Source organism: Lactonifactor sp. BIOML-A5, from assembly GCF_009677585.1.
Classification (GTDB): Bacteria; Bacillota; Clostridia; order Lachnospirales; family Lachnospiraceae; genus Lactonifactor.
Map to the genome: position 1 here is coordinate 17,003 of NZ_WKYV01000045.1, position 11,893 is coordinate 28,895.

An 11,893-nucleotide genomic window follows, 5' to 3' on the forward strand; every position below is an offset into this window, starting at 1 on the left:
CTCCTATCTTAGGTCTTACGCAAGATAAGTATTCTTATACTCTTCCCGTATATCTTCCGGCACCAGACTCCCGCCTGTAGCCCAGGCTATATGGGAAGCCTGATCCATTTTCTCTGTAAGTTGATGCGCCGTCAGGTATTCCTTTGTCTCAGGATACTGCAGCACTCTGGCCGGTCCCTGGAAGGCAGCACAGGCACTGGGTTCCAGAAAAATATCTTCAGAGTCCAGGAGGAGACGCATATAGTCATACAGCAGACTGTCCTTCACAGTAAAAATTCCCGAAAGGAGGGGTTTCATCACTCCTCCCACAAATCCCGAAGGACGCCCCACAGCCAGACCGTCTGCGTGTGTAAGACCGGTCAGACCCAAATCCTGTACCGAGATCCCGCTGTTCAGACCAGAGGCCATGCCTGCCAGCATGCAGGGGGCCTGTGTTGGCTCTACAAAAAAACAGTGCACAAAGTCCCCGAACATATGCTTCAGTCCAAAGGATACCCCTCCCGGTGCGCCTCCCACTCCGCAGGGAATATACACAAACAGGGGATGTTCTTTGTCCACACTTACCTTCTGCTCCTCAAGCTGCCCCACCAGACGTTTTGCCGCTACTGCATATCCCAAAAACAGATTCCTGGAATTCTCATCGTCCACAAAGTAACTCTTGGGATTAGCATCGGAAAGCTTTCTGCCGTTTTTCACTGCCTCACTATAATCCGACGCATATTCCATCACCGTGACTCCCCTGGATCTCAGCAGGTCCTTTTTCCACTGTTTTGCGTCCGCAGACATATGTACGATTACTTCATAACCGATTGCGGCACTCATGATCCCTATACTCATACCCAGATTCCCTGTGGAACCAACCTGTATGGTATATCCTCTGAAAAATGCTTTATTTTCTTCCGAAGCCAGGATCTCATAAGAGTCTCCTTCTTTTAAAATGCCATGCTCTGCCGCCAAATCTTCTGTATGCTTCAGCACTTCATATATACCGCCTCTGGCCTTCACTGAACCTGCAATAGCCAGATGGCTGTCCTGTTTTAAAAAGAGCCTTCCCGGCAGATGACTGTGATACGCTTCGTTCAGCGCCTTCTGCATTTCGGGTATTGGAGTTAACACAGATTCAATCAGGCCGTTTCTGGGCTTTGTCTCAGGAAAACACTTCATGATAAAAGGTGCAAAACGCTCCAGTCTTCTCTCAGCATCCTCAATATCGTCCATTGTAAGTTCTAATTCAGGTTTTGCAGTGGCAAATTCCGTAAGATCCGGATTGATCCATACGAGTTCCTCTTCCCTTGCAGCACGCCTCAGAACCGGTACGGCTTCTGCTGCTTCCTTTATCTTTTCATTGTTAAGCATCACTTGTCTCCTCCTTATTCATCATTTTATGTTTCTGTACATACGCTGCCGGCGTCATCCCTGCATATTGTTTAAAATACTTATAAAAATTATTGAGATTGGGATACCCGCATCGCTCTGCGGCCTCCTGAATGTTCAGACTTTCCTCCTCCAACAGAAGCTTTGCCTTTTCTATCCTGACCTTGTGAATATAGGAAAGTATGGTGTACCCCATATATCTTTTAAACAGCCTTGCTATATGGCTTTCTCCGCAGAAGGTTTCCCGTGAGAGGTCTTCCAGCTCTATCTTTTCGTTGTAATGCTGGTGGATATATGCCAGTATTTGATTCACCGTAGAATTGTCCGTAAAATTCCAGCCAATCGCCCTTGTGACAGCTGCCCGAAGCTGCTCCAGCTCTATAGGCTTGGCAATGATATCAGACACATCCATGCGCAGAGCCCTCTGGGCATACTCAAAAGATCCGTAAGCTGTGATAATAATCACTTTGCTGTTTGATACCCTCTGAAGCACTTCAAATCCATCCATATAAGGCATCTGAATGTCCATAAAAATCAAATCCGGCTTTTCCCTCTGTATCAGCTCCAGCGCCTGTCTCCCGTCCTCTGCAGTACCTACCAGCCGAATAGGGAGATGTTCCTGCTGGATAAAATAAGAGATAATCGTTAATGCCGCCTTTTCGTCGTCACAGATAACAGCACGTATCATACTTCGTCCTCCTCTGATACAGGCTGGAACGGAATATCCAGATAAAACTCTGCCCCGTTTTCCCAGGACCTCATTTCCATCCGGAAATCCTCCCCATATATGACAGACAGTTTCTGGTAAACCATGGAAAGTCCATGGGAGGTGTTGCTTTTCATTCCGAGATTCACAGACTGGCATATCCTTTTATCCGGAATCTTCCCGCTGTTCATAATTTTTATGATTACCCGCTCTTTACTGCAGTAAGCCTGCAGATACAGACTCTTATTGGAAGTAGATTTGAACCCGTGGGTAAATGCATTTTCTACAATAGGCTGAAGGAAGTTAAAAGGTACCCTGCACGTCTGAACCTTTGGCTCAATGTCATACACAACAGAGAGGGTATCTTCGTATCTCAGTTTCTGCAGTTTTAGATAAGAATTCAAATACTCGAATTCCTGCCTCCAGCTTACAACAGTATCCTCTGTTCTGAGCGTATAGTGGAACAATTTGGACAGGTCAATGATGGACTGATAAAGCTTTGGCAGCCCTCCGTCAAGTGCCATGGATGCCATGCTGTTTAATGTATTAAACAAAAAGTGATTGCTTATCTTCAGGTTCGTCATAGCATATTCAGCCTCCCTGAGACTTTTAGCCAGCAGCTGCTGGGATGCCAGCCCGTCATAAATCTGAAGTTCCTGCTCTGCCAGCCGTTTTCTGAACTGATCGAATTCACAGAAATTGCGGATCGCTTTTGTAATTCTTCTGAGAAGATTTTTTATTCCCTGTACCGTGCTTTCCGGCGTATCATACACACCGTAAGCCTGATGGTCGGGTGTCTGTGATCGGCGCACGAATCCTCCCTTAATATATCCCAGATAATATCCCTTATAGGAGACAGGCATTGCGTATACTTCCATGTCATGGGTACAGTGATACGTCTGTTCCATACGCAGCCGCTCTTTGCTGTTGGGAACCAAACAGGGAGCCGCTCCGTAGTACAGTGAGGGGTTACAGCACTCCTGGCAGTACGTAGGAAAATATTTGCTCTTAAGCACAAGCGTATTGTCCCTGTCGAAAATAGCATAGGCATAGTACATGTTTTCCAGAAACTGTGTCCGAATCGCCTCCACAGCCGTATAGAACATTTCTTTTGCCTCTACCGGCATCAGCAGTTTTTCCTCTTTCCCCCATGGGTTCATAATAATCTCCTCATCCAGGCTTTCCGGATTTGATACAAGAAGATGCCGAATGGGTTCATCTCCGGTATTCATAATTTCATGAATCACCCCTGCCGGCCAGTGGAAGGTGTCTCCCGGCTTCAGGAGGCATTCCTGTCCGTCAATCTTATTCAGCCCAACCCCCTGAAGAAAATGAACTACCTGCTCTTCATAATGTACATGTGCCGGCTGGTGGGTTCCTGGCTCCACAGTTACGATCCCCACATTCATCTTAAACCGGGAGGATCCTTCCTGGTTCATCTGCAGCCATTGAACATCTCCCCAATCTGTCTTTTGTGTACCCATACTTTCCTCCTGTATACACGATACGTATGATATCTTTTTTATTCTTATACTTACCTTATACGATTCAGGGAAATCTGTCAAACATACTCCGGGAAATAGGATCATTTTTGACAATTCTATTATCCTATATATCAAGAAAAAATAATATGACCAAATTTGATTTTTCTTTTTCCAATTTTGTCTTTTTTCCTGCATAAGACATGAAAACAGAAGCAGCCGGTCTTCTGCCCGGCTGCTTCTGTATCCTTAACAATAAACCGCATCTTCCACAATTAATTTTGCCACACCCTTATGTGCCTCCACAATATTAACCCCACAGTTAGGAGGTACTTTTCCGTGCCAGAAATCATCCCCCGGGGGATAGACATTCTGAAGCAGAGCGCGCACTGCACAGCCGTGGGATGCAATCAGAATCGTTTTATCCTCATAATCGGATCTGTGAATCATTTCCTGAAAAAAATCACGGGTCCGCTTTACTACATCTGAGATCCGCTCTCCCCTTTCAGGGGGTTGATATCTTTCTGTGTGGTGAAAAAAGTTATCCAGCATCTCCCCTGGAATTTCCATTGCGTCGGGGCGGCAGCACCGGCCCTCCCAAACCCCAAAGGTAATTTCCTGTATCCTCTCATCCTCAATCATAGGAATATTCCGTCCTCTGAGAATCAGGCCGGCGGTTTCCTTTGCCCTTTGAAGCGGGCTGGTGTAGCAGATGTCAAAAGGAACCTCCCGCAAAGCTTCCCCGGTTTTCTCTGCGGCAAGAATCCCCTTTTCGTTCAAGGGGATATCCGAGGTTCCCTGCAGCTTAAACTTTACATTCCATGGAGTTTCCCCATGGCGCACAATATATAATTTCATGGGATTCACCTACTTACGCAGTTCAATGCCGAGAGCTTCCAATCCGTTCAAAATCTTTTTCATTGCCGAGGTAACATCCGCCTCTTCCAATGTCTTGTCTTTTGCCCGGAATGTTACGGAATAGGCAATTGACTTAAAGCCTTCTTTAATCTGGCTTCCCTCATAGATATCAAACAGGTGGTAACTTTCCAGATGCTTTCCGCCTCTCTGAATTATCACATGTTCAATCTCTCCCGCAGTGATAGCCTTTGGTACGACCATACTGATGTCACGGCTGACAGCGGGATATTTGGCAATTCCTGTATATTTCCGGTCAAAGGTAGCCATTGGAAGAATATCCAGAATATCCAGCACAGCTACATAAGCTCTCTCTCCAATACCGTAAGCTGCTGCCACGGCAGGGTGCACCTCTCCCAGAAAGCCTACTTTTACTCCATCATAGTAGATATCTGCCTGGCGGCCAGGATGCAGATATGGCTTTTTGTCCTCAGGAGAATATTCTTCCTTCTTATGCATACCTATCTTATCAAAGAACTCCTCTGCCATACCTTTCATGGTAAAGAAGTCGCCCTCGCCATACATACCCAGGGTAAACATCATCCGTTCTTCCGGAAGTTCCGTAAGAGGCAGCTGTTTCGGCAGATAAATATTTCCTAACTCATACAGTTTTACATTCTTATTTCTGCGTTTATAGTTTGTCCCCAGGGAAGTCAGCATACCGTTTAATGAGATTGTACGCATAATACTGAAATCCTCCCCCAGTGGGTTCATTATTGTAACGGCCTGGCGAAGAGGGCTGTCCTCAGGTATTCTCAGCTTGTCAAATACCTTAGGGCTTTCAAAGGAATAACACATCCCCTGAGAAAATCCGTTGCATTCGGCCATATCCCTGGCCACTTCCTCTATGCGCAGCTTAAAGGGAAGTTTTCCTGTGGTTGCTTCTCCCTTTGGCAGCGTAGTAGGTATATTGTCATATCCGTAGAATCTTGCCACTTCCTCCGCCAAATCCGCGGTACGGAATATATCATGCCGGAAGGTAGGCGCCACGATCTCGTTGGCATCTGTATCATATGCCAGCCCGACCCGTTCCAGATAGCCCAGCATCTCTTCCGGGGTCAAATCAGTTCCCAGCAGATCATTGATTTTTTCAGGTGCGAATGGCACACGAACCGGCTCTTTTGGGGTGGTATAGACATCTACCATTCCTCCAACCACTTCCCCAGCACCAAGTTCCTCCATAAGCTGGCAGGCACGGTCAATGGCAGCCTGGGCATTATTGGGATCCAGGCCTTTTTCAAACTTTCCGGATGCATCGGTTCTAAGCCCCACTTTTTTGCTGGACAGCCGGATATTTGTACCGTCAAAGCAAGCTGCTTCAAAGAGAACGGTCTGCACATTGTCTGTAATCATAGAATTCTCTCCGCCCATAATCCCTGCGATGCCCACAGGCTTTTTGCCGTCGCAGATCATAAGAACAGAATCATCCATAACCCGCGCCTGACCGTCCAGGGTAATAAACTTTTCACCCTTTTTTGCCCTGCGCACTACAATTTCTCTGCCTTCAATAGCATCCAGATCATAGGCATGCATTGGCTGTCCGAATTCTTCCATAACATAGTTGGTAATGTCTACAAGGTTATTAATGGGGCGGATCCCATTGGCAGCCAGACAGCGCTGCATCCACTTGGGAGAAGGACCTATTTTTACATTTTTCACTACTCTTGCACAGTAGCGCGGACAAAGGTCTGTGTCCTCTACGGTAACTTTTATATAATCACCGGCGTTTTCGCTGTTTCCGGTTTGTAATACATTAGGGGGAACAAATTTCTTTCCAAAGGTAGCGGCGGCTTCCCTTGCGATTCCGATGACGCTGTAGCAGTCCACGCGGTTTGAGGTAATCTCGTACTCAAATATTACGTCATCCAGCCCCAGAGCCTTCACAGCATTCTCTCCTACTTCTGTATCCTGTGGGAATATATAGATGCCGTATTCCGGCGCTTCCGGGTAAAATTCTCTGGTTGTTCCCAGTTCTTCAATAGAGCACATCATACCAGAGGATTCCACTCCCCTTAGCTTGCCCTTTTTGATTTTCACCCCTCCGGGAGTTTTTTTGCCGTCATGTCCCCCGGCAACCCTGCCGCCGTCCAGAACCACAGGGACTTTGTCCCCTTCTTTTACATTGGGGGCGCCGGTCACAATCTGCACTATCTCTGTGCCTACATTTACCTGGCACACAATAAGCTTATCTGCATCCGGGTGTCTCTCGATTTTTTCAATCTGGCCTACCACAATCTTTTCCAGGTCCGCATCCAGTATTTCATAGCCTTCCACCTTTGTTCCGGACAATGTCATAGCGTCCGTGTATTCCTGTGCCGTCACATCCAGATCCGGCACGTACATTTTAATCCAAGACAATGATGTATTCATTCTTTCTCTCCTCCTTAGAACTGTTTTAAGAACCGTGTATCGTTTTCATATAAAAGACGCATATCATCGATTTCATACTTCAGAAGGGCGATGCGCTCCAGTCCCATACCAAAAGCAAATCCTGAATACTCCTCCGGATCAATGCCGCACATCTCGAGCACATGAGGGTGCACCATACCGCATCCAAGAATCTCAATCCAGCCGGATCCTTTGCAGAAACGGCAGCCGCTTCCGCCGCACTTAAAACAGGTGACATCCACTTCGGCGCTTGGCTCCGTAAATGGGAAATGATGAGGGCGGAATTTTGTCTTTGTATCCGGGCCGAAGAGTTCTTTTGCGAATTCTTCCAAAGTTCCTTTTAAATCTGCAAATGTAATATGCTTATCCACCACAAGTCCCTCTATCTGATGGAAGGAAGGAGAATGGGTGGCATCCACTTCGTCAGAACGGAATACCCGTCCCGGTGCAATCATTCGGATGGGAAGCTTTCCCTGTTCCATAACCCTGGCCTGTACGGGAGATGTCTGGGTGCGGAGCACGATGTCCTTATTGATATAGAAGGTATCCTGCTCATCCTTTGCCGGGTGGTTGGCCGGAATATTTAGTTTTTCGAAATTATAAAGGTCATATTCTACTTCCGGCCCTTCCACCACCTCATAGCCCATACCGATAAAGATTCTCTCTACTTCCTCCAGAGCAATGGTATTGGGATGGCGGTGGCCAATCTCTGTCTTTTTGGCGGGCAGTGTCACATCAATGACTTCTTCCTTGAGCTTCTGCTCCATAAGTCTGGCTTCCAGCTTTTCCTTCGTCTGGTCTAAAAGGCTTTCGATAGCTTCCCTGGTTTCATTTACCAGCTGCCCCACCAGAGGTCGCTCCTCTTTTGCCACGTCCTTCATTCCTTTTAATACAGAAGTAAGTTCGCCTTTTTTTCCCAGAAACGCTACCCTGGCCTCATTTAATTTATCCAGGGAGTCTGATTCCTGAATACGTCTTACAGCTTCTGCCTGAATCTGTTGTAATTTTTCTTTCATGTTCTTCTCCTTTCGATCAAAAAAAGCTTCCTCCCTAAAAGGGACGAAGCTGACAGTTCCGTGGTACCACCCTGATTCCCGGAAAAACCGGGCACTCATTACGGCTTAACGCGCCTCACACGTCATTTCCTAATAGCAGCAGCGCTTTCAGAAATGCAGCTCCAGTGGGAAATTCAATCATTATCTGAACTTAAGGAAGCTTACAGCCGGTGACTTCCTCTCTCTGAAAGAAAATAAAGATCTACTTACACTTTCACAGCTTTTACATTAAATATGTCTGTTTTATATTCTAACATATAAAAGATTTCTGTCAAGAAAAATTTATTTTTCCTTTTCCTCTTCTTCTCGGCCTCCCTCAAGAAGCTGCACGTACTCTTTTCTGATCCGCTCCACAGCGGCCGAATGCACCTGCCGGAACTTCTCTTCAAAATAGCAGTTGATCTCCGCTCCGATCATAACAATGTTCATACAGATATACATCCACAAGAGGATCAGGATCAAACTGGTCATACTCCCGTACATATTGGACATTCCATCATAATAGTCAAAGTAAAGGGAAAAACCGAAGGAAAACAAAGACCAGGCCAGGGAGGTAAAAACAGCTCCCGGAATCTGGCTTCGCAGCGTTGCCTTGCGGTTCGGCACAAATTTATACAGAAACAGAAAGACAAAAGCCAGCAGTCCCAGTGCGATTACCGTACGCAGGCTGATAATCATAGCTACCAGATTAGAGAGAAAAGGCAGGTGCTTTGTCAGTTCCCTCTGTATGCTGTTTCCGAACACCAGAAGCAGCAGGGTGCATATGATAGCAATCAGAAAAATCATGGTATAAAAGATTGAGCGTATCCTGGTAACCAGGTAATTTCTTGTCTCGCGTATCTGATAGATACAGTTGAGACCATTCGTGAGGGCCTGTATTCCCTTTCCCGCAGACCAGAGAGCAGTCAGGGCAGTGATGGGAACCACAGCAAGGGACTTGTTATACACTTCCTCTATAATACCTGTCACAAAGGATTTGAAGCTGTCCGGACACACCTTAATCACAGCATCTGCCATTTGCTGCTTGCTGATTGGCGTATACTGCACTGATGTAAGCAGAAGCAGCAGAAATGGAATAAATGACAATAACACAAAATAAGCCGCCTGAGCAGAATAGGCAGTCACATGATCTTCATTTATTTTATTCATAAATCCTCTCACTGTCCGGTAGATACGCTTTATCATAATATAAGATCCCATTTCAGTATTTGATGACTATCATAATACCATGAATTATTCTTTCAGGCAAGTTACCGTCAAATCACTGATCTTCCCCTGCACGGTTTAAGGTTACACCATTATAAAAATACTCCAGAATTTCCTTATATCCATTTCCCTCCTGTGCCATATGCTGGGCACCATTCTGGCTTAATCCCACGCCGTGTCCGTAGCCGCCACCGTGTATGGTATACCCCTTCAATTCCTCTCCCTCCCGGAGCTCCTCCAGCGTAAAGTAAGCGCTGGGAAGAAGAGAACCTCCATCCACTACTGAGCCGTCCTGCCTGGTAATTTTGAGCCCTCTCGGCGCCAGGATCTGCCGGATTGTATATTCATTCTGTACGGTAACTGTCTCCTTTGGACTGTTGATCCCCATGGACAGGACTGCATCCCCCTCACCCACTTCCAGAATCTCCAGAGAACTTAAATCAGTAATCTCAGGATAGCTGCTTTGGATTCCCTTCAAAAGCTGCTCTTTTGAAAAGGTTACGCTCCAGCGGTACCAAGGTTCTTCTTTGTCGTACTCGCACACAACACTCTTCAGATAAGCTGCGGGGGCAGATGCCTCCCAAACCTCATCTGTACTTGTCTTTCCGTGAGAAGTAGAGAAATAATAGGCATCAATGGGACTTCCATTCTGGCAGAGAATCTCCCCCCTGGTGGCTGCTACCGCCTCATCTGTTCTCTCATTTGTGCCGCTGTTTTGATAGACCTGGAAAGAGACACTGTCGTCCACCTGAGCCCCCAGGTCTTTTAACTTGTTCTCCCCCAGCTGGACATAGGCATAGGTTCTGGCGCACACAGCCTGGGCTTTTAAAGCCTCCATTTCATAGGAGGAAGGCATCTCACTGGGAACAACCCCCCGCAGATAAGTCTCCACAGGAAGTTCATTCACTATGCGCAGCCCCGCCTCCTCCTGATAAATAGTGAAGGCCCCCTGATAGGAAGGATTTCCCTGACCTCTGGATACACTTAAAAGAGTAAGCTGGTTATTCTCCTCCAATGGTTCTATCCGAAAGGAGCCGTCCCTGAAATAAGGAGAATCCCTTTCTACAGTGACAGTCTCTCCTGACTTGAGAGATGCTTCCTCCCCTCCAGTTATCCTGTAATCCCCCCGGATGGTAAATTGAAGGGAGGAATGTTCATAGCTGCTGTAGTCATCTGTCTTTATCAACACTTGTATTACTTTATCCTCAGATTCTGTCTCTGCCCCAGACTGTCCCTCCTGGGGTTCCTGGTCCTGGGTCTTCTCCACAGTTTTCGTACTCTGCCTGGCATCCCGGATACTGGCTCTCTCGTTTTCCTTTAAGAGCCGCTCTTCCCTCAGGTTCATGTACTGGGTATTATCATCCTTTCTTCGGGAAAAGAGGGCCAGAAACAGGATGCACAAAAAGCAGAGTATAATAACAATCAGTTTCCATATAATCTTATTTTTTAGCCTCATACCAATATTATATGCAGAAATACAAAAATAAGAAATCAGGGACACTGCTTTTTCTGCAATATCCCTGATTTTATTATCTTAATTTTTATTCAACTGTAAATTTATAGACGGTTGTAGTATGATAAGTCTCACCCGCCTTCAGGACAGGTGATGGAAATGCAGGTGTATTCACTGCGTTGGGGTAATACTGTGTTTCCAGGCAGAACGCACTCCGGCGGGGATAAATCAGGCCTTCCTTGCCCACTACATTATCGATTCCATTTCCCGCATAAAACTGTACTCCCGGCAGATCTGTGAAAACTGTCATCAATATTCCTGTCTCTCTGCAGTAAGCCTTTGCCGCCTCTTTTAATTTTCCAGGCTCCCAGTCCAATACATAATTGTGGTCATATCCACCTGTATATCTCAGCTGATCGAAGTCAGCGTCTATCTCCTGCTTCATTGGTTTTAGTTCTGTAAAATCCATAGGTGTGCCGGTGACGTCGGCAATCTCTCCGGTTGGTATTGATGCAGCGTCAATCACAGGATTATACTTTGTTGCATGAATCTGAAGAAGCTGACCCATGGCGTAACCGCTCTCATGCCCTCCCAGATTAAAATAGGAGTGGTTGGTGAGATTTGCCACCGTATCCTTGTCACAGCTGCCTTCATAGTGAATTCTAAGTTCATTCTCATCGGTAAGTTCATAGGTTACAGTAACAGAAAAGTTGCCGGGGTATCCCTGCTCCATATCCGGACTGAGATGATAAAAGGTAATACTGCTTTTCTCGTCATCCAGAGCCTTCACTTCCCAGATCTTCTTCTCATATCCGTCAGGTCCGCTGTGAAGATTATTCCCGTTTTCGTTCTGAGGAATCTGATATTCGGTTCCATTTATCTCAAATCTGCCTCCTGCAATTCTGTTTCCGCTCCTGCCTATGGTAGAGCCGAAATAGCAGGGATTATGTAAATATTCTGTAACACTGTCATAGCCCAGCACTACATCCTTCAGATGCTTGTCTTTATCCGGAACCAACAGAGATACCAAAATCGCTCCGAAGTTTGTAACTTTCATTACTGAGCCGCTCTTATTTGTCAGCTCATACAGATATACTTCTTTCTCATCATCTGTTCTGCCAAAGCTTTTTTCAATTATTCCCATTCACTGTACCTTCTTTCCGCATGTCTTTTTCAGAAAAAGAGCCATTAAAAATGGCTCTTTCAGACTGTAGACAAAGTCCGAGGACAAGTGCCTCGGATTTTCTTCGCCATTGAGCCAGAAAAGTCAGCACTTACAAGACTTTGAGGCTCTTTTTTGGTATAATAGATGTAT

9 protein-coding genes and 1 other annotated feature are annotated in these 11,893 nt (G+C 46.1%); all 9 genes read right to left on the reverse strand.

Annotated elements, in window-relative coordinates; genetic code table 11:
- Window positions 1-15: 15 nt before the first annotated feature.
- Complete coding sequence (locus tag GKG41_RS22135; protein ID WP_154262598.1) at window positions 16-1,356, reverse strand: D-serine ammonia-lyase; 1,341 nt, start codon at window positions 1,354-1,356, stop codon at window positions 16-18.
- Window positions 1,349-2,062, reverse strand: coding sequence for a response regulator (locus GKG41_RS22140; RefSeq protein ID WP_154262602.1), 714 nt, complete (start codon window positions 2,060-2,062; stop codon window positions 1,349-1,351). Before GKG41_RS22140 ends, GKG41_RS22135 begins: the two co-directional genes overlap by 8 nt.
- On the reverse strand, window positions 2,059-3,564 hold the full coding sequence (locus GKG41_RS22145) for a histidine kinase (protein ID WP_173015689.1): 1,506 nt from the start codon (window positions 3,562-3,564) through the stop codon (window positions 2,059-2,061). The genes GKG41_RS22140 and GKG41_RS22145 overlap by 4 nt, the downstream gene beginning before the upstream one ends.
- A gap of 246 nt (window positions 3,565-3,810) precedes the next feature.
- Window positions 3,811-4,419: a histidine phosphatase family protein gene (locus GKG41_RS22150; RefSeq protein WP_154262616.1), complete on the reverse strand. Its 609-nt coding sequence runs from the start codon at window positions 4,417-4,419 to the stop codon at window positions 3,811-3,813.
- A 9-nt stretch (window positions 4,420-4,428) separates the two neighbouring features.
- The gene (gene pheT / locus GKG41_RS22155; RefSeq protein ID WP_154262625.1) at window positions 4,429-6,846 is read right to left on the reverse strand and encodes a phenylalanine--tRNA ligase subunit beta; all 2,418 of its coding nucleotides are present in this window, start codon (window positions 6,844-6,846) and stop codon (window positions 4,429-4,431) included.
- Window positions 6,847-6,860: 14 nt separating this feature from the next.
- Window positions 6,861-7,880 carry a phenylalanine--tRNA ligase subunit alpha gene (pheS, locus tag GKG41_RS22160; protein WP_154262634.1) on the reverse strand — a complete coding sequence of 340 codons (1,020 nt, stop codon included), beginning with the start codon at window positions 7,878-7,880 and terminating at the stop codon, window positions 6,861-6,863.
- A 36-nt stretch (window positions 7,881-7,916) separates the two neighbouring features.
- Window positions 7,917-8,146: a binding site (T-box leader), on the reverse strand.
- 55 nt (window positions 8,147-8,201) lie between these two features.
- Window positions 8,202-9,068 (reverse strand): YihY/virulence factor BrkB family protein, encoded by an 867-nt coding sequence (locus GKG41_RS22165; RefSeq protein WP_226905333.1) that lies wholly within the window; start codon window positions 9,066-9,068, stop codon window positions 8,202-8,204.
- Between the two features lie 112 nt (window positions 9,069-9,180).
- Window positions 9,181-10,470 (reverse strand): SpoIID/LytB domain-containing protein, encoded by a 1,290-nt coding sequence (locus tag GKG41_RS22170; protein ID WP_243141094.1) that lies wholly within the window; start codon window positions 10,468-10,470, stop codon window positions 9,181-9,183.
- A 196-nt stretch (window positions 10,471-10,666) separates the two neighbouring features.
- Window positions 10,667-11,722, reverse strand: a complete 1,056-nt coding sequence (locus GKG41_RS22175) for an aldose epimerase family protein (protein ID WP_154262646.1) — start codon at window positions 11,720-11,722, stop codon at window positions 10,667-10,669.
- Between the last annotated feature and the right edge of the window lie 171 nt (window positions 11,723-11,893).

Coding starts and splice junctions, on each gene's coding strand:
- GKG41_RS22140 (WP_154262602.1), bottom strand. CDS start 2,062: ATGATACGTGCTGTTATCTGTGACGACGAAAAGGCGGCATTAACGATT.
- pheT (WP_154262625.1), bottom strand. CDS start 6,846: ATGAATACATCATTGTCTTGGATTAAAATGTACGTGCCGGATCTGGAT.
- GKG41_RS22165 (WP_226905333.1), bottom strand. CDS start 9,068: ATGAATAAAATAAATGAAGATCATGTGACTGCCTATTCTGCTCAGGCG.
- GKG41_RS22135 (WP_154262598.1), bottom strand. CDS start 1,356: ATGCTTAACAATGAAAAGATAAAGGAAGCAGCAGAAGCCGTACCGGTT.
- pheS (WP_154262634.1), bottom strand. CDS start 7,880: ATGAAAGAAAAATTACAACAGATTCAGGCAGAAGCTGTAAGACGTATT.
- GKG41_RS22150 (WP_154262616.1), bottom strand. CDS start 4,419: ATGAAATTATATATTGTGCGCCATGGGGAAACTCCATGGAATGTAAAG.
- GKG41_RS22175 (WP_154262646.1), bottom strand. CDS start 11,722: ATGGGAATAATTGAAAAAAGCTTTGGCAGAACAGATGATGAGAAAGAA.
- GKG41_RS22170 (WP_243141094.1), bottom strand. CDS start 10,470: ATGAACCTGAGGGAAGAGCGGCTCTTAAAGGAAAACGAGAGAGCCAGT.
- GKG41_RS22145 (WP_173015689.1), bottom strand. CDS start 3,564: ATGGGTACACAAAAGACAGATTGGGGAGATGTTCAATGGCTGCAGATG.